Source organism: Prescottella soli (assembly GCF_040024445.1).
In the GTDB taxonomy this organism is placed as follows: Bacteria; Actinomycetota; Actinomycetes; order Mycobacteriales; family Mycobacteriaceae; genus Prescottella; species Prescottella soli.
In genome coordinates this window covers 3,360,721-3,382,415 of sequence record NZ_CP157276.1, presented here as the reverse complement: position 1 = coordinate 3,382,415, position 21,695 = coordinate 3,360,721, and the positions used below count along the sequence as shown (strand labels likewise).

General features: G+C 68.6%; 20 protein-coding genes. 7 read left to right on the top strand and 13 right to left on the bottom strand.

The features are described from left to right. Positions 1-50: 50 nt before the first annotated feature. The 6 genes from ABI214_RS15815 to ABI214_RS15790 form a co-directional block, all read right to left on the bottom strand. Positions 51-701, bottom strand: coding sequence for a PaaI family thioesterase (locus ABI214_RS15815; protein WP_348603474.1), 651 nt, complete (start codon positions 699-701; stop codon positions 51-53). Then, complete coding sequence (locus ABI214_RS15810; protein ID WP_348611672.1) at positions 698-1,570, bottom strand: MaoC/PaaZ C-terminal domain-containing protein; 873 nt, start codon at positions 1,568-1,570, stop codon at positions 698-700. Before ABI214_RS15810 ends, ABI214_RS15815 begins: the two co-directional genes overlap by 4 nt. Beyond that, positions 1,570-2,778 carry a lipid-transfer protein gene (locus ABI214_RS15805; RefSeq protein WP_348603473.1) on the bottom strand — a complete coding sequence of 403 codons (1,209 nt, stop codon included), beginning with the start codon at positions 2,776-2,778 and terminating at the stop codon, positions 1,570-1,572. The genes ABI214_RS15810 and ABI214_RS15805 overlap by 1 nt, the downstream gene beginning before the upstream one ends. An 11-nt stretch (positions 2,779-2,789) precedes the next feature. Further along, positions 2,790-4,982: an acyl-CoA dehydrogenase gene (locus ABI214_RS15800; protein ID WP_348603472.1), complete on the bottom strand. Its 2,193-nt coding sequence runs from the start codon at positions 4,980-4,982 to the stop codon at positions 2,790-2,792. Positions 4,983-5,022: 40 nt separating this feature from the next. Beyond that, on the bottom strand, positions 5,023-6,186 hold the full coding sequence (locus ABI214_RS15795) for a steroid 3-ketoacyl-CoA thiolase (RefSeq protein WP_348603471.1): 1,164 nt from the start codon (positions 6,184-6,186) through the stop codon (positions 5,023-5,025). 192 nt (positions 6,187-6,378) lie between these two features. Further along, positions 6,379-7,017, bottom strand: a complete 639-nt coding sequence (locus tag ABI214_RS15790) for a TetR family transcriptional regulator (RefSeq protein ID WP_348603470.1) — start codon at positions 7,015-7,017, stop codon at positions 6,379-6,381. 150 nt (positions 7,018-7,167) lie between these two features. Between ABI214_RS15790 and ABI214_RS15785 the strand changes: the two genes are divergently transcribed. After that, entirely contained in the window at positions 7,168-8,754 is a 1,587-nt protein-coding gene (locus tag ABI214_RS15785; protein ID WP_408586874.1) for an FAD-dependent oxidoreductase, read from the top strand. 25 nt (positions 8,755-8,779) lie between these two features. Here the strand turns inward: ABI214_RS15785 and hsaA are convergent, their stop codons facing one another. Further along, positions 8,780-9,946 (bottom strand): 3-hydroxy-9,10-secoandrosta-1,3,5(10)-triene-9,17-dione monooxygenase oxygenase subunit, encoded by a 1,167-nt coding sequence (gene hsaA, locus ABI214_RS15780; protein ID WP_348603468.1) that lies wholly within the window; start codon positions 9,944-9,946, stop codon positions 8,780-8,782. 308 nt (positions 9,947-10,254) lie between these two features. On the opposite strand from hsaA, the gene ABI214_RS15775 reads away from it, so the two are divergent. From ABI214_RS15775 to ABI214_RS15755, 5 genes are all read left to right on the top strand, one after another. Further along, the gene (locus tag ABI214_RS15775; RefSeq protein WP_348603467.1) at positions 10,255-11,409 is read left to right on the top strand and encodes a Rieske 2Fe-2S domain-containing protein; all 1,155 of its coding nucleotides are present in this window, start codon (positions 10,255-10,257) and stop codon (positions 11,407-11,409) included. Next, entirely contained in the window at positions 11,390-11,653 is a 264-nt protein-coding gene (locus ABI214_RS15770) for a hypothetical protein (RefSeq protein ID WP_348603466.1), read from the top strand. Before ABI214_RS15775 ends, ABI214_RS15770 begins: the two co-directional genes overlap by 20 nt. A 28-nt stretch (positions 11,654-11,681) precedes the next feature. Continuing rightward, on the top strand, positions 11,682-12,473 hold the full coding sequence (locus ABI214_RS15765; protein WP_348603465.1) for an SDR family NAD(P)-dependent oxidoreductase: 792 nt from the start codon (positions 11,682-11,684) through the stop codon (positions 12,471-12,473). Between the two features lie 83 nt (positions 12,474-12,556). Beyond that, a complete protein-coding gene (locus ABI214_RS15760; RefSeq protein ID WP_348603464.1) occupies positions 12,557-13,450 on the top strand; it encodes a nuclear transport factor 2 family protein in 894 nt (297 codons plus the stop codon). A 78-nt stretch (positions 13,451-13,528) separates the two neighbouring features. Further along, positions 13,529-14,230: a hypothetical protein gene (locus tag ABI214_RS15755; protein WP_348603463.1), complete on the top strand. Its 702-nt coding sequence runs from the start codon at positions 13,529-13,531 to the stop codon at positions 14,228-14,230. A gap of 20 nt (positions 14,231-14,250) precedes the next feature. On the opposite strand, the gene ABI214_RS15750 is transcribed toward ABI214_RS15755, so the two are convergent. Next, positions 14,251-15,066 carry a DUF72 domain-containing protein gene (locus ABI214_RS15750; protein WP_348603462.1) on the bottom strand — a complete coding sequence of 272 codons (816 nt, stop codon included), beginning with the start codon at positions 15,064-15,066 and terminating at the stop codon, positions 14,251-14,253. Positions 15,067-15,180: 114 nt separating this feature from the next. On the opposite strand from ABI214_RS15750, the gene ABI214_RS15745 reads away from it, so the two are divergent. Continuing rightward, complete coding sequence (locus ABI214_RS15745) at positions 15,181-16,344, top strand: alpha/beta hydrolase (protein WP_348603461.1); 1,164 nt, start codon at positions 15,181-15,183, stop codon at positions 16,342-16,344. Between the two features lie 87 nt (positions 16,345-16,431). On the opposite strand, the gene bphC is transcribed toward ABI214_RS15745, so the two are convergent. From bphC to ABI214_RS15720, 5 genes are all read right to left on the bottom strand, one after another. Continuing rightward, positions 16,432-17,337 (bottom strand): biphenyl-2,3-diol 1,2-dioxygenase, encoded by a 906-nt coding sequence (gene bphC, locus ABI214_RS15740; RefSeq protein WP_348603460.1) that lies wholly within the window; start codon positions 17,335-17,337, stop codon positions 16,432-16,434. A gap of 39 nt (positions 17,338-17,376) precedes the next feature. Next, positions 17,377-18,549: a hydroxylase gene (locus tag ABI214_RS15735; protein ID WP_348603459.1), complete on the bottom strand. Its 1,173-nt coding sequence runs from the start codon at positions 18,547-18,549 to the stop codon at positions 17,377-17,379. 40 nt (positions 18,550-18,589) lie between these two features. Further along, a complete protein-coding gene (locus ABI214_RS15730; protein ID WP_348603458.1) occupies positions 18,590-18,778 on the bottom strand; it encodes a hypothetical protein in 189 nt (62 codons plus the stop codon). A gap of 158 nt (positions 18,779-18,936) precedes the next feature. Further along, positions 18,937-20,649 (bottom strand): FAD-binding protein, encoded by a 1,713-nt coding sequence (locus tag ABI214_RS15725; protein ID WP_348603457.1) that lies wholly within the window; start codon positions 20,647-20,649, stop codon positions 18,937-18,939. A 13-nt stretch (positions 20,650-20,662) separates the two neighbouring features. After that, positions 20,663-21,529: an alpha/beta fold hydrolase gene (locus tag ABI214_RS15720; RefSeq protein WP_348603456.1), complete on the bottom strand. Its 867-nt coding sequence runs from the start codon at positions 21,527-21,529 to the stop codon at positions 20,663-20,665. Positions 21,530-21,695: the final 166 nt, after the last annotated feature.

Here is a 21,695-nt window from a genome sequence, read left to right as displayed (position 1 = left end):
CCTTCAATCGCCGACAGCGCACGAAGGGACCCTTCAGCTCGAACAGACGGTTACCGCGGACGCGGCACCGCCGCGTCGATGAACAGTCCCTCCACCGATACGCACACCTCACCGGCAGCGTTCTTGATGTCGCCGACGGTGTGAATCTTGCGGCCGTCCACCGAGATCTGCTTGCCGGTGACGGTCAGCGGCTCGAACAGCGGCGTCGGCTTGTGGTAGCGCACGTTGAGCTGCGCGGTCATACCGGCCTTGCCGCCCCACGCATTCGCGACACCGAGCACGTGATCGAGGATCAGCGACGAGACGCCGCCGTGCACGCACCCGGGCGGCCCCTGGTACGGCAGCGTCAGCGTGACGACACCCTGCACCGAACCGTCCTCGAGCCCCTCGAGCACGAGCGGCGGCGCGATCGCGTTCTCCGGCCCGGTGATGGGGTCGTGCCGGGTGACGCCCTCGCCGCTCCACATGTCGACCATCCGCTCGGCCACCTCGGGAGCGTGTTCCTCGAGATGGTCGGCGATGCTGTTCAGTTCCTCCGCGACGCGGTCGAGGTTCGCGTTGCCGCGATCGGTCCGCAGCATCGCGTCGATCACGCGGCGGGCCGCGGCGGTCGCACGATCGACCGGCGCGTCCTGCGGCGCCGACGTCAGGACCGTGCGGTGCGGATGGGTCTGCACCGTCGGGTGGTCGCCGACCTTCACGAGCGAACCTCCATGGTGGCGTGGGTGAGCACCGGCTGACCGTCGCGCTCGGGGCACGTCGCGAGCAGGGTGAGCCGATCTCCGTCCTGCCAGACGGACGTCTCGATGGTCTCGCCCGGATAGATCGAGCCCGCGAAGCGCACCGAGTAGCTCTCCACGCGCATGGGATCGCCGCCGAGGAGGCCGTCGACGACGGCCTTGCAGACGACGCCGTACGACGCGAGCCCGTGCAGGATCGGACGGTCGAAGCCGGCCATCTGCGCGAACGCCGGGTCGGCGTGCAGCGGGTTCATGTCGGCGCTGAGGCGGTACACGAGAGCCTGCTGTGCGCTGGTCGGCGAGACCAGGACCTTGTCGGCGTCGCGCTCGGGAACGGTGTTGGTGACCTCGGGCCCGGCGTCGCCGCCGAACCCGCCCTCGCCGCGCGCCCAGATCTGCATGCCCGTGGTCCACAACGGATTTCCGTCGAGATCCGTCGCGGACTGCTCGAGCACGATGACCGCGGCCTTGCCCTTGTCCCACACGTCGGCGACCCGCGACGAGATCCGGGCCGAGCCCGACGTCGGGATCGGTGCGTGCAGCGTCAGTGCCTGACCGCCGTGCAGGATCTTGCGCAGGTCGATGTCGATGCCGGGCATGTTCATCCCGGCCGGCTTCAGCGTGCCGGCCGAGACGCCCTGGCCCGCGACCATCGCGAACGTCGGCAGGACCCGCAGGCCCTTCTCGTAGACCCAGCCGAGCTCGGCGGGATCGAGCGAGTTGACGCCCGCACCCAGACCCAGGTGATAGAGCAGGACGTCGCGCTCGGTCCAGTTGGCCTCGCGCACAGTCGGTTCGGCCGACAGGGCGGCCTTCACATCGATGGGCATCATGACTCCTTGGAGAGGGTCCCGGCCTGGTACAGCGTGACGATGCACGCGCCACCGAGACCGAGGTTGTGCTGCAGACCCACGCGGGCGCCGTCGACCTGGCGGGCGTCGGCCTGACCGCGCAGCTGCCACGTCAGCTCGGCGCACTGCGCCAGCCCGGTCGCACCGAGCGGGTGACCCTTCGAGATCAGACCGCCCGACGGGTTGACGACGACCTTGCCGCCGTACGTGGTGGCACCGGACTCGACGAGCTTGCCGCCCTCACCGGGCCGGCACAGTCCCAGTCTTTCGTACGTGATGATCTCGTTGATCGCGAAGCAGTCGTGCAACTCGATGACGTCGACGTCGTCGATCGTCAGGCCCGACTCGGCAAACACCTGGGCCGCCGCGGCCTTCGTCATCGGGGCCCCGACGACGTCGATCATCGACTTGTCCGCGAACGCTTCGGCGGTGTCGGTCGTGAGGGCCTGCGCGACGATCTCGATCGCCTGGTCCTCGAGCCCGTGCTCGCGCACGAACCGCTCACTGACGACGACCGCGGCGCCCGCGCCGTCGGAGGTGGGCGAGCACTGCGAGCGCGTGAGCGGCGCGTGGATCATCTTGTCGCCCAGCACCTGCTGCAGCGTGTACTCGTCGCGGAACTGCGCGTACGGGTTGTTCACCGAGTGCTTGTGGTTCTTGACCGCGACGGACGCGATCTGCTCGGCAGTGGTGCCGTAACGCTCCATGTGCTCGAGGGCGGCGTTGCCGAACAGCTGTGCCGTCATGGGGCCGTGACCCCACTCGTGCTTGGCCGTCATGATCTTCAGATGGTTGTCGAGCGTCGTGACCTTCGGCAGCGTGCCGTCGCCGACGAGCGACTTCTTGGTCATCTTCTCGAAGCCCACCGCGAGGGCGACGTCGACGATGCCGCCCTGCACCCACTCACGGGCCATCATGAGCGCGTTCGAGCCGGTGGCGCAGTTGTTGTGGACGTTGACGATCGGGATGCCGGTCAGCCCCGTCTCGTACAACGCGCGCTGGCCGGCACACGACGGCTGGAAGACGTATCCGACCGCGGCGCGCTGCACCTGGTCGTACGCGATCCCGGCGTCGGCAAGCGCCGTGCCGACGGCCTCGGACACCATGTCCGGGTACTCCCAGTCACGAGATTCGATCTTCTCGAACTTGGTCATACCCACGCCGATGACGAACGTGCGATTACTCATGCTCGTGGAACTCACTTTCCGGGTTCGGGGTCGCGCGGCAGACCGAGGATCCGCTCGCCGATGATGTTGAGCTGCACGTTGGTTGTACCACCGGCGATGGACAGGTTCTGGCAGCTGAGGAACATCCGCGTCGCGGACCGGGCCCGGCCCTGATCGCCGAGCAGGGCCTGCGGGCCGGTCCAGTCCATCGCGACCTCCCACACCTGCTGGATGTGTTCGACGCCCAACAGTTTCGCGATCGACGACTCGGCGCCGGGCTGGGCGCCGGTGAGCGAACGCAGCGTGGTCCGCAGCCCCATCAGGCCGCCGGACTGCGCATCGCACAGCACCTTGCCGAGAACCGTGAGCTGCTCGTCGTCGAGGCCGCCGGGGGTCTCGGCCGCCAGGTTCAGCAGCGCCTCGCCACCGGAGCCGAGGGACGAGTCGTTCGACAGCGAGACCCGCTCGTTCGCGAGGGTGGTGCGGGCCAGTTTCCAGCCGTCGCCGGGCTCGCCGACCAGGCCCTCGTCGGGGACGAACACGTCGTCGAGGAATATCTCGTTGAACAGCGCCTCGCCGGTGATCTCCCGCAGCGGGCGGATGTCGAGACCACTGTTCTTGATGTCGATCAGGAAGTAGGACAGGCCCTTGTGCTTGGGGGCGTCGGCGTCGGTGCGGGCCAGGCAGATGCCCCAGTCGGCCTCGCGGGCCATCGACGTCCACACCTTCTGCCCGTTGAGTTTCCAGCCGCCGTCGACCTTGGTGGCCTTGGTGGACAGGGCCGCCAGGTCGGAGCCGGCGCCGGGCTCGGAGAACAGCTGGCACCACACGATGTCGCCGCGCAGCGACTGCGGGACGAACCGCTCGACCTGCTCGGCGTCACCGTGCGCGATCAGCGTGGGGATCACCCAGTTGCCGATGATCATGTCGTGCGGGGTGAGCTCGGCGGCGCGCAGTTCCTCGGCGATGACGAGCTGGGTGACGGCGTCGGCGCTCTTGCCCCACGGGGCGGGCAGGTGCGGTGCGGTGTAGCCCTTCTCCGCCAGGTAGGCCTTGCGGTCGGCGCCCTCGAGGTCGGTGGCGGGTGCGAGTTCGGCGCGCACGTCGGCGCGGATCTGCTCGGCCTCCGGCGGCAGCTCGACGCTGAGGACGCGGCGGGCGCCGTCGAGGGTGAGCTGCGCGACCCGGCGCCGCCAGGACGCGGTGGAGCCGAGCAGGATGCGCAGCGACTGCGCCCGCCGCAGATAGAGGTGGGCGTCGTGCTCCCACGTGAATCCGATGCCGCCGAGGACCTGGATGCAGTCCCTGGTGACCTGGAACGCCGACTCCAGCGCGACCGCGGCGGCGACCGCCGCCGCGAGCGACGCCTCGGACTCCGAGATGTCCTCGCCGAGCGCGCGGGCGGCGTCCCACGCGGTGACGCGGGCCTGCTCGGTGAGGGCGAGCATGCGGGCCGCCTTGTGCTTGACGCCCTGGAACTGGCCGATGACCCGGCCGAACTGCTGCCGCACCCGCGCGTAGTCCGCCGAGGTGGTCGTCGCCCAGTCCGCGAGACCCGACGCTTCGGCGGCGAACAGTGTCGCGGCGATGTCCAGGACCCGCTGCGAATCCAGTGCCAGCACATCACCGTCGGCGAGTTCGAGACCGTCGACGGTCACCTCGGCGTTGCGGCGGACCACGTCGTGGCTCGGCAGCTCGGTCACGTCCAACCGATCCCGCTCGACCACGACGAACCGGAGTGCGCCGGTGTCGTCGGTGGCGGCGAGCAGGAACACATCACCCACCTGGCCGCCGAGGATGAAGCTCGACGTGCCCGACAGCGTCACCGTGCCGCCGTCGCGGGCCAGTGTCAGCCCGCCGGGCTGCAGCGCGACCGCGCCGAACGCGGTGCCGTCCGCGAACCCGGCCAGCTCGGCGGTGCGGCCGGCCTCGTCGAGCACGGTCGAGACGACCGCGGTCGGCAGGAACGGGCCGGGCACCAGCGCGCGGCCGAGTTCCTCGGTGACGATGGCGAGTTCGACCAGGCCGTAGCCGGCGCCGCCGACCTCTTCCGGCAGGTGCAGGCCCAGCATCCCGAGCTCGGCCAGCGAGCCCCAGTACGCGGGACGCGTCTCCGACTTGGCCTCGACGGCCTCCCGGATCACCGTCGGGGTCGCATGCCGGGCGGCCCAGCCCCGCACGGAATCGCGGAGTTCGCGGTCTTCGTCACTCAAACCAATGGTCATGAAAGGTCCTCGGAAGTAGATGCAGCTCTGTGGAATCGGGTCAGATGCGCTCGATGACGGTGGCGGTCGAGAGCGCACCGCCCGCGCACATCGTCACGAGTGCGGTGGAGCGGTCCGAGCGCTCGAGCTCGTGCAGCGCCGTGGTGATCAGGCGCGAGCCGGTGGAGCCGACCGGGTGCCCGAGCGCGATCGCGCCGCCGTTGACGTTGACCTTGCTCATGTCCGCCTCGAGCACCTGTGCCCAGGACAGCACGACGGCCGCGAACGCCTCGTTGATCTCGACGATGTCGATGTCGTCCAACGACATTCCGGCCTTGCCCAGCACGTGGCGGGTGGCGTCGATGGGGCCGTCGAGGTGGTAGTACGGGTCGGCACCGACCATGCCGGACGACACGATGCGGGCGCGCGGGCGCAGCCCGAGGTCCTTCGCCTTGTCCTCGCTCATCAGCAGCACCGCGGCGGCGCCGTCGCTGATCTGCGACGACGAACCGGCGGTGTGGATGCCGCCGTCCATGACCGGCTTGAGCGCCGCCAGGCCCTCGGCGGTGGTCTCACGCAGGCCGCCGTCGCGGGTGACGGTCGCGACCTCGCCGGTCGGCTCGCCTTCCTTCGTCACGACCGGGGCCTCGACGGGCACGATCTCGCGGTCGAAGCGGCCCTCGGCCCACGCCTGGGCCGCGCGACGCTGCGACTCGAGACCGAACGCGTCGGTGTCGCCGCGCTTGATGCCGCGGTTGGCGGCGATGCGCTCGGCGGAGGTGAACTGGTCACCCATGTCGACGGTCCAGTCCTCCGGGAACGGGATCCCGGTGCCGGGCGCCAGCGCCTGGCCGAGGAACACGCGCGACATCGACTCGACACCGCAACCGATACCCGCGTCGATCTGGCCGGACGCGATCAGACCCGCCACCATGTGCACGGCCTGCTGCGACGAACCGCACGCGCAGTCGATCGTCGTCGCCGCGGTCGTGTAGGGCAGGCCCGCGTGCAGCCACGCGTTCCGCGCCACGTTGTTGGACTGCTCGCCGGCCTGCGTGACGACGCCGCCGACGATCTGGCCGATCTCCTCCGGAGCGACACCGGTGCGGTCCAGCACGCCACGCTGCGCGGCCCCCAGCAGGGTGGCCGGGTGAAGGCCCGACAGGGCGCCGCGACGGCGACCGATGGGGGTGCGGGCGGCGTCGACGATGACGACGTTGGTCATGTACAGCTCCTCTGGGGTGCAGCGAGTACGTGTGAATCCACGAGCTGCCCCGACCGGGAACTGCAACTCGTTCATTTTTGGAATGTATTCTACTTTCGCGGCCAGAGCAATGGACGCGAGAGAACCGTTCCCCCAAAGACGAAACCGGCCCCGCGGGAGAACCCGCGGGGCCGGTATTGAAGTTCGTTTCAGTTAAGCCGTCTCGATGGATGGCGGAAGCTGCGCGTTCGACAGATCGGCCAGTAGCAGTCGGCACGCCGTGCGCAGGTCCTCCTCGGCATCCGGGACGGAGATCCGCCCGTTCAGGCACGACTGGATGATCCCGAACCACGCCGAGACCAGTAAACGGACCAGGACCGAGTCGTTCTCCGTGACCTGCTCCAGACCGGCGGCCTCGAACAGCACATCGCGGAACTGCCGGTCCACGCGCGCCACATCGGGAATCGCGGTGACCTTGGCGGTGCTCGTCGACTGGATCATCGCGTTCGCCAACAGCGGCCGACGCAGGAGAGCGCGCGTGGCCCGGAGCAGGGTCTCGAAGATCTCGTCCTGCGGGGTCGGCGCCGGCTGCGCGCGTCGCGCGAAACCCTCGCTCATCTGGTCGATCTGGTCGACCATCACCGCGACGAACAGATGCGTCTTGGACGGGAAGTACCGGTAGAGCGTGCCGATCGCGACGCCCGCGAGCTTCGCGACCTCGTGCATCTGGACCCGCTCGAGTTCCTTCTCGGTGCCCAACTGAGCCGCGGCGTCGAGCATGCGCGCAAACCGTGCCCGCTGCTCGGCCGAACTCGGCTCGGCTGCGTCCCGCGCCTCGGCGACTCTCGGCACCGTCTGTCCCCCTGCTCTCTCTTCGTCCAACCGTGCGTCGCGGGGCGCGTCGCACACTGGAATGCTCCCACCCCACGTCAAATCAGGCGACGACCCACCGCTTGTTTCCGCTCAGTGGGAGTCCCGCTGTCCCGGAACAAGCACCTGCGATTGCGTTCCACATCGAACCCGAAATCGATGGAGGACACAACCATGCAGGATTGGACAACCGAGTGCGACGTCGTCGTCGTCGGCTCCGGCGGCGGCGCGCTGACCGGCGCATACACCGCCGCAGCGCAGGGGCTGAAGACGGTCGTCCTGGAGAAGACCGACCTGTTCGGCGGCACCTCCTCGTACTCCGGGGCGTCCATCTGGCTGCCCGGCACCCAGGTCCAGGAACGCGCCGGTCTGCAGGACTCGACCGACAACGCCCGCACCTATCTGCGGAGCCTGCTGGGCGACGCCGAGAGCGAGCGTCAGGAGGCGTTCGTCGCGACCGCGCCGGCCGTCGTGGAGCTCCTGGAGAAGGACCCGAACATCGAGTTCGAGTACCGCGCCTTCCCCGACTACTACAAGGCCGAGGGACGGATGGACAGCGGCCGTTCGATCAACCCGCTCGACCTCGACCCCGCCGACATCGGTGACCTCGCCGACAAGGTCCGCCCCGAGCTCGACCAGGACCGCACCGGTCAGGGTCACGCGCCCGGCAAGCTCATCGGCGGACGCGCGCTCATCGGCCGCCTGCTCGCCGCGGTCCAGGGCACCGGCAACGCCGAGCTGCGCACCGGTACCGAGCTCACCGAGCTGGTCGTCGAGGACGGCCGCGTGGTCGGTGTCGTCGCCGAGTCGAACGGCGAGCAGCTGCGGATCAGCGCGCGCCGCGGCGTGCTGATGGCGGCCGGCGGCATCGAGGGCAACGCCGAGATGCGCGAGCACGCGGGCACCCCGGGTGACGCCGCCTGGAGCATGGGCCCGTTCGGCGCCAACACCGGCACCGCGATCGCGGCCGGCGTCGCGGTGGGCGGCGCCACAGCACTGCTGGACCAGGCGTGGTTCTGCCCCGGCGTCGAGCAGCCGGACGGCTCCGCGGCGTTCATGGTCGGCGTCCGCGGCGGCGTCCTCGTCGACGCGCGCGGCGAGCGCTACCTCAACGAGTCGCTGCCGTACGACCAGTTCGGCCGCGCGATGGACGCCCACGACAAGGCAACCGGCGACGGCCGCACGATCCCGTCGTACCTGATCTTCGATTCCCGCGAGGGTGGCGGACTGCCCGCGATCTGCATCCCGAACACCGCGCCCGCGAAGCATCTCGAGGCCGGCACGTGGGTCCAGGCGGACACCCTCGAGGGGCTCGCCGAGAAGGCCGGCATCCCGGCCGATGCGCTGCGCGCGACGGTCGAGCAGTTCAACGACTACACCAAGCACGGTGTCGACGAGCAGTTCCACCGCGGCGAGGACCCGTACGACGCGTTCTTCTGCCCGCCGAACGGCGGCCCCAACAGCGCACTGACCGCGATCGAGAACGGCCCCTTCTTCGCCGCGAAGATCGTGCTGAGCGACCTCGGCACCAAGGGCGGCCTCGTCACCGACGCCGACGCGCGCGTGCTCACCGCGGACGGCACCCCGATCGAGGGCTTGTACGCGGCCGGCAACACGAGCGCGTCGGTCAGCGGCGCGTTCTACCCCGGTCCCGGCGTGCCGCTGGGCACGGCGATGGTGTTCTCGTACCGCGCCGTCCAGCGCATCCTGGCCGACTGACGTTGCGGCCGAGGACGACCGGTCGCTAGACCAGGTTGTCCTCGACCGGCAGCCCGAACGCGCCCCGCCCGTACATGGCGAGGGCGCGTTCGGCGTCGTTGGCGACGTGCACGCTGCCCGCGTGCGCGTCGCGCCACGCCCGTTCGATCGGGTTGCCGCGGTTGAGCGAGTTGCCGCCCGCGGTCTTGAACAGCAGGTCGATGGCCTCGAGCGCCCGCTCGGTGCCGCGAACCTGGTCGCGGCGCACCCGCAGGCGCTTGCTCATGGGCAGCGGCTGCCCCTCCTCGGCCAACTCGACCAGTTCCCGGATGTTGCGGTCCATCTGAAGGATGGCCGCGTCGATCTCGGACGACGCCCGGGCGACCGCGACCTGCGCGAACTGGTCCTCGGCGAACCGCCCGCCGCCGAGGCTGAGCCGGACGCGGTCGCGCATCGCGCTCAGGTAGATCTCGTAGCAGCCGGCCACCGTGCCGATCACCGGGGCCGCGACCGCGCTGGTGAAGATCGCCCCGAACGGCAGCCTGTACAGCGGCGCAGTATTGATCTTGGTTCCCGGAGCCCGCAGCTGGGCCGCGTCGTAGTTGCGCAGCACCCGGTACTCGGGCACGAACGCCTTCTCGACGGTGATCTCGTTGCTCGCCGTGCCCCGCAGACCCACGACGTCCCACACGTCGTTTATCCGGTAGTCGGTGCGCGGCACGATGACGGTCATGAAGTCGACGGGGCGCCGGTCCTCGCACACCACGAGGGCGCCGAGCAGCGCCCACGACGCGTGGTCGCAGCCCGACGAGAAGCGCCAGCTACCCGACAGCTCGTAGCCACCCTCCACCGGAATCAGTTCTCCGACAGGCGCATACGCGGACGACACAAGGACCGAGGCGTCCTGGCCCCACACCTCGTCCTGCGCGCGGACGTCGAACAGGCCCAGGTGCCACGGGTGCACGCCCAGCACCGACGCGACCCACCCCGTCGATCCGCACGCACCCGAGATCGCGCGAACCACCTCGTAGAACTCGACGGGGCTCGCCTCGAGACCGCCGTACCGCGCGGGCTGCAGCATCCGGAAGACACCGGCCGCGCTGAGGTCCCGGATGGACTGATCCGATACGCGGCGGGAGTCGTCGACAGTCTGTGCACGATCGGCGATGGCGGGCAGTAACTCGCGAACCGACCGCAGAACCTCGTGGGCCATGTGGTGCTCCTTCGCGACCCCGGACCGGGTCGCATGTCGGGATTGGGAGGGTACCCGCATGGTAGGACCGGTTTCCGCAAACCCGTCCCGCGGGAGTCCCCTTCGCCCGATTTCAACCGGCACCCACGCTTCCGCCGGTCGGCGGTCCCGCCCAGTGGGACTGCAGAAATCCGGGTGATAGGTGTCACCTAGCGTGGCCGTCAATGCCACCGGTGCATCCTCCGCGCGGAGACGCTCACCCACGGCCAGCGCTCGACATTCGAACGCGTCTGAACTCGAAATTGCATTTCCCTGAAAGGACGGACGAAGTGACCCTCAAGTCCGAAGAGCCCGAAGTCCGCGAGATCGTTGCCGGCAGCGCCCCGACCCGCTTCGCACGCGGTTGGCACTGCCTGGGCCTGTCCGAGTCGTTCAAGGACGGCAAGCCGCACTCGGTCCACGCCTTCGGCACCAAGCTGGTCGTATTCGCCGACAGCAAGGGCGAGCTCAACATCCTCGACGCCTACTGCCGTCACATGGGCGGCGACCTGAGCCAGGGCGAGGTCAAGGGCGACGCGGTCGCGTGTCCGTTCCACGACTGGCGCTGGAACGGCAAGGGCCGCTGCACCGACATCCCCTACGCCCGCCGCGTCCCCCCGGTCGCCAAGACCCGCGCATGGCACACCCTCGACCAGGACGGCATGCTGTTCGTCTGGCACGACCCCGAGGGCCAGGCGCCGGCCGCCGAGGACATGTACATCCCCCGCATCGAGGGTGCGACGAGCGACGAGTGGACCGACTGGGTCTGGTACACCACCGAAGTCGACACCAACTGCCGCGAGATCGTCGACAACATCGTCGACATGGCGCACTTCTTCTACGTGCACTACTCGTTCCCGACGTTCTTCAAGAACGTCTTCGAGGGTCAGGTCGCGAGCCAGTTCATGCGCGGTGAGGCCCGCACCGACATGCGTCCGCACGCGGCCGGCGTCCCGCAGATGCTCGGCAGCCGTTCCGACGCGTCGTACTTCGGTCCGTCGTTCATGATCGACGACCTGGCCTACGAGTACGAGGGCTACGACGTCGAGTCGATCCTCATCAACTGCCACTACCCGGTCTCGCCGGACAAGTTCGTCCTCATGTACGGGATGATCGTGAAGAAGTCCGAGGTCCTCGGCGACAAGGCGCTCGCGACCGCGCAGAAGTTCGGCGACTTCATCGCCAAGGGCTTCGAGCAGGACATCGCGATCTGGAAGAACAAGACCCGGATCGAGAACCCGCTGCTGTGCGAGGAGGACGGCCCGGTCTACCAACTGCGGCGCTGGTACGACCAGTTCTACGTCGATCGCAGCGACGTCACGGCGGAGATGACCGACCGCTTCGAGCACGAGATGGACACCACCAAGGCGGTCGCGTCGTGGCGTCTGGTCGTCGAGGAGAACCTCGAGAAGAAGGCACGTGAGAATGCAGCCGCTGGAGTGTGACCGCTGCGGGGCGTGTGTGCTGGTCCAGAAGCACAGCTGGGAGCACACCGCCGTCCAGTGGGACGAGGCCGCTCAGGAGGCGTGCCTCGAGATCCACGAGTGGGTCGGCCGCGAAGGTCGCCCCGGCGCACCGGTGATGCGATGCGAGGCGTTGAGTGCGGCGATCCAGGTCGCCGCCCTCGACGGCCGGCTCACCATCACCAACGAGGAGCCAGTTCCCACCCCGCAGGTCGTCGACCACTGAGTCGCACCGCAGACGAGAAGGATCTTTCATGATCGACAAGAATCAGTACGGCCCGTGGGTCGTCATCGCGGGCGGCTCCGAGGGCGTCGGCGCCGCGTTCGCCGACGAGCTCAGCCGCGCCGGCCTCAACCTCGTACTGATCGCCCGCAAGCCCGGACCGCTCGAGGAGACCGCGGAGAAGGTCCGCGCCAACGGCGTCGAGGTCCGCACGCTGTCCCTCGACCTCCTGGCCGACGACGCGCTCGACCAGATCCGCAAGGTCACCGACGACGTCGAGGTGGGCCTGCTCATCTTCAACGCCGGCGCCAACAGCTACGGCCACGAGTTCGTCACCGGCGACCTGACCGGCTTCGGTGGTGTCGTCAACCTCAACATCACCAAGCAGCTGGAGCTTTCGCACCACTTCGGCGCGAAGATGAAGGAGCGCGGTCGCGGCGGCATCATGCTGCTCGGCTCGCTCGCCGGCTACATGGGCTCGGAGCACCAGAGCATCTACGCGGCATCGAAGGCATTCAGCCGGGTGTTCGCCGAGAGCCTGTGGCTCGAGCTGGCGCCGTACAACGTCCACGTCGTCGAGCTGGTCCTGGGCGTCACCCGCACGCCCGCGATGGTCCGCGCCGGCCTCAACTTCGACATCCCCGGCATGATCGTGCAGGAGCCCGAGGACGCGGCCCGCGAGGGTCTCGAGCACCTCACCGACGGACCCATCTGGGTCGCCGGCGGCAACTACGAGGCCGCGCAGAAGCGCAGCGGTTTCCCCCGCGACAAGATGGTCAAGGGTGCGGCCGAGGCGATGCGCAAGCTGCTGAACCGCTCGTAGAATTTCAGATCGACAAGCTGTGGCTGCGACCGAAAGGTCGCAGCCACAGTCGTATTCGCATCACCGCCACGGAAGGAAGACCGATGAATCTCGAGATCCTGCTGGCCGAACGTGAGATCGCGCGCGGCGTCACCCGGTTCGCGCGTGCGATGGACGAGCGGAACTGGCCCGTGCTGCACGCGATCATGCTGCCCGACGCCACCGCGGATCTCGGGACCGGAATCCTGCACGGGCCCGGCGAGGTGGAGGCGGCGATCCGCTCGTTCCTCGACGACTGCGGGCCGACCCAGCATCTGCTGGGCAACATGCTGATCGACGTGGACCCGGACGCCGGCACCGCGATCAGCCGGACGTACGTGTCGGATCTGCATCTCGGTGTCGGGGACCTGCAGGGCCTGAGCTTCTCGACACTCGGCGACTACCGCGACGAGTGGCGGCTCACCGACGGCGTGTGGCGAATGAGCCACCGCACCAAGCACATGCGTGGCACACAGGGCGAGATCGAGGTCCTCGGGACGGGTCCCGCGCACTGGGACGGCGGCCACTCGCCCGTCAACCCGCGCACGGCGGCGGCGGACGTCGAGGCGATCAAGGCGCTCAAGGCCCGCTACTTCCGACTCATGGACACCAAGGACTGGGACGGCCTGGCCGCCGTCTTCACCGACGACGTCACGATCGACATGACCGAAACCGGCGGTGGCGTAACGCATTCGGTGACGGAGTACATGCCGTTCCTGCGCGCGAGCATCGAGGACGTCGCCACCGTCCATCACGGCCACACCCCCGAGATCACCCTCACCTCCCCCACCACCGCCACCGGCGTGTGGGCGATGGAGGACATGCTGTGGTGGCCGGACGGTGCCGCACTGCGGAGCCTGCACGGCTACGGGCACTACCACGAGGAGTACCGGAAGACGGTCGACGGCTGGAAGATCGGTGCGATGCGTCTGAGCCGGCTGCGGACCGAAACGGCGTAGGGCCAGTTGTCCGACCGAATTGTCCGATACCGTGGCGGCAGGCTGGTGGGAGGCCTGCCGCAACGGGGAGGAACACGGATGTCGAGGAACTGGGTCGCCGCCCTGGGGGTGGCCGGACTGCTGGGCGCCGCGGCGTGCACGACCACCCCGGTTGCGGCCCCCACCGCCGACCCGGCCGTCGTCCGCGCGGGCCTGCTGCCGGACGCGTCCGAGCTTCCTCCCGGATCCGTCGTCGAGCCGCTGGACGGCGAGGAGCAGATGGTCCTCAACCTGAAACTCGACGCTCCGAGCACCGGGATCGGGCTCGACCCGGGGGCGACATTCGACCCGCCGGAGTGCGACGAGCAGAACAGCTACTCCGACGAGGCCCGAATCCGTCTGATCGAGAACGGCTCCGCCGTGGGTGCGTTGCTCGGCGGCGAACGCGCCTACATCATGTTGGTCAGCGAGACCGGCATGAACATCTCCCGCGTCGCGGACGCCCACACCGGATCCTGCTCGACGTACACCGTCACCTACGACGATCCCGCCGCCTCCGCCCGGACGGTCCGTACCGAGCGACTCGATCTCCCACCGACGCTCGCGTCGGAGGACGCCGTCATCCTGTCCGAGGTCACCGACCCCGACAACCCGAGATGGGCCGACGACGAGATCCTGCTGGGATACGCGGCGGTCCGCGGCTACACCGTGATGGTGCTGGCGTACCACGGCAAGGAGTTTCGCGCCGAGTTCGACGACGTGTTCACACGGGTCGTCGAGAAGGTCCGCGACCGCGCCTGAGCGGGACTCCCGCGCACCGTTCACCGGAGCCGATCGAGCAGTGCCATCGCATCGAACGGCGCGTAACCCTTCATGTCGTTGTCGAAATAGACGAAGGCGTCCAGCCCGTCGCCGGTCCAGGCTCGCACCTTCTCGGCCCACCGGTCGAGGGCCTCCTCGGTGTAGCCGCTCGCGTACAACTCCGCGTCACCGTGCAGGCGGGCGTACGCGAAATCCGTCGTGTTCTCGTCGATGCGCGGATACCGGCCCGCGGTGTCGGCAAGCACCAGCGCCACACCGTGTTCGCGCGCGATCGAGACGACCTCGGGCGCCGCGAAACTCTGGTGCCGCACCTCGAGTGCGTGCCGGATCGGACGATCGGCGTCCGTGACGGCGAGGACTCGGTCGTCGGACAGCTTGTCGTCGCGGCGCTCGGCGAGCGCGCACGCCGCCGTGGTGGTCCGTGGTAGCTGCGCCAGAAACGTGTCGAGGCGGTCCGCGTCGAACTGCATGTTCGGCGGCAACTGCCACAGGATCGGCCCGAGCTTGCCGCGCAGGCCGAGCACGCCGGACGCGAAGAAGTTCGCGAGCGGGACCTCGACGTCCAGGAGTCGGCGCACGTGGGTGATGTACCGGCCGCCCTTGACCGCGAAGACGAATCCGTCGGGTGTCTCGTCGCGCCACTTCGCGAAGCTCGACGGCTTCTGCAGCGCGTAGAACGACCCGTTGATCTCGATCGATGTCAGGTGCTCGGAGGCGTACCGCAGTTCGTCGCGGTGGACAAGCCCCGTCGGATAGAACCCGCCGCGCCACCCCGGGTACACCCACCCGGAGATCCCCACACGGACGTCCGCCATGCGGCCGCAGTGTAGTACTGCCCGTCCCGCGATTCCGGCGACTCGGAAACGCCTGTCCGAAGGTCGCGGTACGGTCAGAACGCTCGATCCAAGACTGTAGGGGGGATTTTCTCCATGTGGAGTTCTTATCCGAGACGCGCCGCGCGACGCCGGATGCAGCGGGGGCTGCTCGGCGCGTCGCTCGCGGCACTGGTGGCGCTGCCGCTGGCCGGCGAGGCGGTGGCCGCACCGGGCAGCATCGGCGGCACAGCAAGCACCGGAAGCGCGAACGGCTCGAGCGGCAGCGCGGCCGCCAGCTCCGACAACGGCAGCGTGACGGCCGGATCGGTGATTCCGGGCCCGCTCCAGAACGAGCATCCGCCGCTTCCGCCGCTTCGCGACGACATCACGACCGCGGCCATCACCGGCGAGGTGCACAAGACCGATCAGCTGGTGCGCTTCACCGTCGCCTCGCCGGCGCTGCGCCGCGAGGTCGGGGTGGAAGTGCTCCTCCCGAAAGACAACTCGGTGCCGCGCCCGTCGATCTACGCGCTCGAGGGCGTCGACGCCGGCGAGGACACCAGCGGCTGGGTCACGATGGGCGGAGTCCCGCAGTTCTTCGCGGACAAGAACGTCAACGTCGTGATGCTCAACGGTGGCGTGTCCGGGCTGTACACCGACTGGGACCGGATCGATCCGGGCGTCGGACTGCACAAGTGGGAAACCTTCATCACCCAGGAACTGCCCCCGCTTCTCGACACCCGACTGAACACGAACGGCGTCAAGTCCTTGCTCGGGATCTCGATGGGCTCGCAGGGCGCGATGATGCTCGCGCACCGGAACCCCGGGATGTACCGCGGCATCGCGGTGTTCAGCGGCTGCTACTCGGCCACCGACGACCTGGGCCGGCTCACCGTGCAGTCGACCGTGTCGTCGCGCGGTGGCGACATCGCGAACCTGTGGGGCGACGTGGGCGGACCCGAGTGGGCCGCCCACGACACCGTGCGCAACGCCGAGGCGCTGCGCGGCATGGACATCTACGTCTCGGTGGGGTCGGGCGTGCCGGGCCAGTACGAGGATCCCGCGTCGTCCGACTGGTTCGACCGGGTGTTCATCGGTGGTCCCATGGAGGTCGCGGCGAACGCCTGCACCCGTCTTCTCGACTCCCGCCTCGACAACCTGAAGATTCCCGCCACCTTCGAGTACGAGCCGATCGGTATCCACGGGTGGTCGTACTGGCGGGACCGGCTGCCGAAGGCGTGGCCGACGCTCGCACGTTCACTCGACCTGCCCGCCTGACGAGCAGCGGCATCAGGACACGAGAAAGGGCCCCGCGCGGACGAATCCGCGCGGGGCCCTTGTCGTCGAGCATCACCTACCGGGCGATCACGCCTTCGGGATGAACGCCTTCAGCGGCTCCGAGGCCGACCAGTCGTGGCCCCAGTAGCTGTCCGCCGTGATCTCCTCGGCGGTGTAGAAGGTCTCGTCGACCAGCATGCCCTCGGTGCCGAACTCGAGGTCCCAGCCTCCGGGTGCGCGCACGTAGAACGACACCATCTTGTCGTTCGTGTGGCGGCCCAGGGTCGAGGAGATCGTGAAGCCGAGCTTGGCGACGCGGTCCAGTGCCTGGCCGACGGCGTCGAGGGTGTCGACCTCCGTCATCAGGTGAACCAGGCCGGGCTCGTCCGTCGGCGGCGCCGGGCACAGCGCAAGGCTGTGGTGACGCTGGTTGACGCCGAGGAACCGGACGCGCGAGACGCCGTCCTGCAGCCGGATCGCGCCACGCGGGAGGAAGCCGAGCACCTCGGTGTAGAAGGCGTACGACTCCGCGAACTTCGGCGTCGGCAGCACGACGTGACCGAGGCCCTGCGGGCCGGTGACCCACCGGCCGCCGTGCGGCGTCACGACCGGGCTGTGGTCCAGGACGGGGCCGAAGAAGACCTCGACGCGGGTGCCGGCCGGGTCGTCGAACGCGATGACCTTCTCGGCGTCGCGGTAGTCGGCCTCTTCGAGGGAAAGCTCCTCGACTGCGATGCCGGCCTTCTCGACGGCCTCACGGACTCGCTGCAGCGCGAACTGGTCGCGCACCTCCCAGCCGACCGCCAGTGCCTTGTCGGACTCGCCCGGCAGCACGATCAGGCGCGCACGCCGCTCGTCGAGCCGCAGGTAGAGGCCGTCCGGGTCCGGGCCCGAGCCGACCGCCATGCCGAGGCCGTCGACGACGAGCTCACGCCAACGAGCGATGTCCTGAGTCTGGATCCTGAGGTATCCGAGACCCCGAATTTCCGTCATATCAATCCGTCCTGAGTGAGGAATTCAGATGGGTTCGAACTAGATCATCGAGCGGTGGATGCCCTGGGGCTCGCCACCGAGCTGGGTCAGCGCCGACGCGTGGTTGATCGAGCCGGGCACGTGGATCGCGTGGGTCAGGCCGACGTGCGCGTCACGCCAGAAGCGCTGCAGCGGCAGCGTCACCTTCATCGCACCGCCGCCGGCGCGAGCGAAGATCTCGTCGAGGGCACTGACCGCGCGCCACGCGGCGTTGGTCTGGGTGCGGCGGCCGACCGCGCGCTCTTCGAAGGTGACCTCCTGGCCCTTCTCGGTCTTGTCCCAGAAACGGTCGACGGTCTCGAGGATCGACACTCGCGCAGCGTTGATCTCGTCGGCGGCCTGACCGATGGCGTAGAGGACGTACGGGTCCTCCTTGATCGGGACACCGGTCACCGCGACGCGCTCCTTCTGCGCGGCGATGTACAGGGCGAGACCGCCCTCGCACATGCCGATCAGCGACGAGGAGATGCCGAGCGGGAAGATGCAGGAGAACGGGAACTTGTACAGCGTCTCGTCACGGCCGGCGTGCTTGGCACCGTTGCCGCTGAGGACGATCTCGGAGTCGATCGTGCGGTACTCGGGGATGAAGGCGTCCTTGACCGTGAAGTCCTTGGAACCGGTGCCGCGCAGGCCGACGACGTTCCAGCTCTCGTGGTCGACGGTGTAGTCCGCCTTCGGGACCAGCACGTGCAGAACCTGACCGGTCGGGACACCCTTCTGGTCACCCACGAGAGCACCGATCATGACCCACTCGCAGTGGTCGTTGCCGGTGGAGAACGACCAGCGGCCGTTCAGGATGTAGCCGCCGTCGACCGGCACCGCGATACCCATGGGGGCGTACGGCGACGCGATCCAGGTGTCGACGTCCTCGCCCCAGACCTCCTGCTGCGCCTTGGGATCGAAGAAAGCCATCTCCCACGGGTGCACACCGACGATGCCGGAGACCCAGCCGGTGGAGCCGTCGACGGCGCCGAGGGCCATAGCCGTCTCGGCGAACTCGCGCGGGTGGGACTCGAGGCCGCCGAACTCCTTCGGCTGCAGCATCCGGATGACGCCGGCGTCGCGGACACGCTTGGCGTTTCCGTCCGAGAGGCGCATCAGCTTCTCGCCCTCGATACCGCCTTCACGGATCTCGTCCGCGAACTGCATGATGTTGTCCAAAACCTGACCCATAGCTATCAGCTCTCTCTCTCGACCCTACGACGACGCGGGTCTAATACTTTGCGGCCAGACCGACTGCCTTCTCGATCAGCTGGTCTTCCTGTCCTCCGACAAGCTTGCGGCCACCGGGCTCGATGAGATTCTCGGCGATGCCGTGACGCTTGGCATGCGAATTGGCATGCAAGAGGAAGCTGGGGTGAGCACCGGCGTGGCCCATCGTCGGTGGCAGACGATCGAGCATCGCGCCCTCCTGGTGCGAGTGGGGACCAACGCTCTTCGACAGCGCTGATCGTGTGTGTGGAACGGTCCCAGGAATCCGGCCGGGAGGACAAAACACCTCCCGCTCAGCGGGACTTGGATTCGGCCACGTCAGAGCCGGTTTCACGTCCCGCTGAGTGATCACTCGGGAACTTTCCCCGACTGCCTCGTGCCGGGGCCGTCGACGCGCTGGGCATCGCTGTCGGCGACGTGGTTCGCGGCCACGTAGCCGAAGATCATCGACGGTCCGATGGTGGCGCCTGCGCCGGCGTACTCGTTGGCCATGACGGACGCGGCAGTGTTGCCGGTCGCGTACAGGCCGTCGATGGCGGTGCCGTCCTCGCGCAGCACGCGCGCCTTGGCGTCGGTCACGAGACCACCCTTGGTGCCGAGGTCGCCGGCCTCGATGCGGACGGCGTAGAACGGGCCCTTGACGATCTCGTCCATGGCCGGGTTCTTCATCGTCGGGTCACCGTAGTACTGGTCGTACGCGCTGTCGCCGCGGCCGAACTCCTCGTCCTTGCCCGTGCGGGCGTAGCCGTTGAACCGGTCGACGGTCTCGAGCAGGTTCTGCGGTGGGACACCGATCTTCTCGGCCAGCTCGCTCAGCGAGTTCGCCTTGTGGACGATGCCCTGGTCGTAGAAGCCCTGCGGGAACGGGGCGCCCGGCAGCACCTGTGCGAACGGGTACCGCGAGCGGGCCTTGCTGTCCATGACGAAGTACGCCGGGACGTGGCCGCCGTCGATCTGGTCGTGCACGAAGTTCACGTACGGCGCCGACTCGTTGGTGAAGCGCTTGCCGTCCTGGTTGACGATCACCGACGGCGGGATGGAGCGCTCGGACACCAGCGGGATGACCGCGCCCATGGGGTGCTTGACCGACGGCATCCACCAGGCGTCGTCCATGAGATCGACCGCAGCACCGAGCTTCTGGCCGGCGACGATGCCGTCACCGACGTTCTCGCGGGCGCCGGCACTGATGTTCTCGATGCCGTGCTGGGGGAGGTACTTCGCGCGCATCTCGTCGTTGTGCTCGAAGCCGCCGGTCGCGAGCAGGACACCCTTGCGGGCACCTATGCGCACGAGCGTGCCCTCCCTCTCGACGGTGGCGCCGACGACGGCACCCCGGTCGTCGACGATCAGCTCCTTCATCGACGTCTTCAGCCACAGCGGGACGCCGGCGTCCTCGAGCGCCATGCGCATACGTGCGACGAGCGCGCGACCACCGGTCGCCATGTGGCGGCGGCGGATCATGTTCGACGACACGCGCCACGCGGCGACCAGCGACGCCTTGCGTCCACGCCACGTGCGCTTGACCATCGCCAGGTCGCGGTAGTCCTTGGACGTGACCCACAGGCCCAGCGGGCCCTCGAGGCTGTTGGGACGCTGGTACTTCTCGTCGTCGCCGAGCTTGCGGGTGTCGAACGGCGTGCACTCGATGGTGCGGCCGAGGGGGCGCCCGCCCTCCTCCTCCGGGTGGTAGTCGGAGTAGCCCTTGACCCAGTAGAACTCGATGTGCGGGCTCCGCTCGAGCAGTTCCATGAGCGGCGGGCCGTTGTCGACGTAGGCGTCGACGCGTTCGGCCGACACCTTGCCCTCGGTGATGATGTCGAGGTAGCGCCGGATCGAATCACGGGAGTCCCGCTGTGCACCGCTGCGCAGCAGCACCGGAGCGTTGGGGATCCAGATGCCACCGCCGGAGATCGCGGTGGAGCCGCCGAAGGTCTTGCCTTTGTCGACGATCAGGGCGGACAGACCGCGGTCGGCGGCAGTGATGCCGGCGGCCATGCCGCCGCCACCACTGCCGACGATCAGGAAGTCGACGACGGTGTCGAAGTTCCGGTTCTCGGTCATTGCGACTTGTCGATCACTTCTCGTCGCGTCGCAGGAACGTCAGAACGGTCGAGACCCAGGCGTCGCGCGCCTCGATCATGGTCCAGTGACCGCAGTTCGGGAACACGTGGAACTCCGCGTTCGGGATGTCGCGCATCGGCAGCAGGCCCATGTCGACGGGGCTCACGCGGTCGTCGCGGCCCCAGGTGATGAGGGTCGGTGCCTTGATCTTGCCGAACTGCGCCCAGTACGGCGTGCCGTCGGCCTGCGCGTTGGCGGCGGCCATCGCGGCGAACGCCTTGGTGCTGTACATGCGGCGGGCGATCTCGAGCGTCTTGGGCTCGGTAGCGAGCGCCCAGCGCTCCTCGATGAGCTGCTCGGTGACGATCGCGGGGTTGTAGACCATCGACTGGAGCCAGCGGATCAGGCTCTCGCGGGTGGGGTTGTCCGTGAACTCCATCAGCAGCTTGATGCCCTCGCCCGGGTTGGACGAGAGGACGTTCTTGCCGACGCCGCCGATGGAGACCAGCTTGTTGACCCGCTCCGGCTGCGCGATCGCGATGCGGGCACCGACGACACCGCCCATCGAGTTGCCGATGATGTCGACCGCGCCGAGGCCCAGGCCGTCGAGGAAGGTCGGGACGGCGTTGATCGCCTCGACCATCGGGTGACCGTCGCACGGATCGGACACGCCGAATCCGGGGAACTCGAGCACGTAGCAGTGGAAGTGCTCGGCGAAGTCCGCGAGCACGCCACGGTAGTTACGCCATCCCGTCACGCCCGGGCCGGAGCCGTGCAGCAGCAGCAGCGGCGGGCCGTCGCCGGCCTCGTGGTACCGGAGCACGCCCTGATCGGTGTGCAGTTCCCGCAGAGTTCCCTCGTAGCTCAGCTCAGTAGTCATCGTCGCCTCTGTCCCTCATGTGTCATCCGGGTCACAGCCCATTCGGGTCGCAGGCTGCCAGGCCACGCCCGCGTGGGCCATATCTCATCCCGATGAGCGAGATCAGCCGCTCGCCGTCTGCGCCCGTCGGGGGTGGTTCCGCTGACCGAGACAGCAGTTCAGGGCC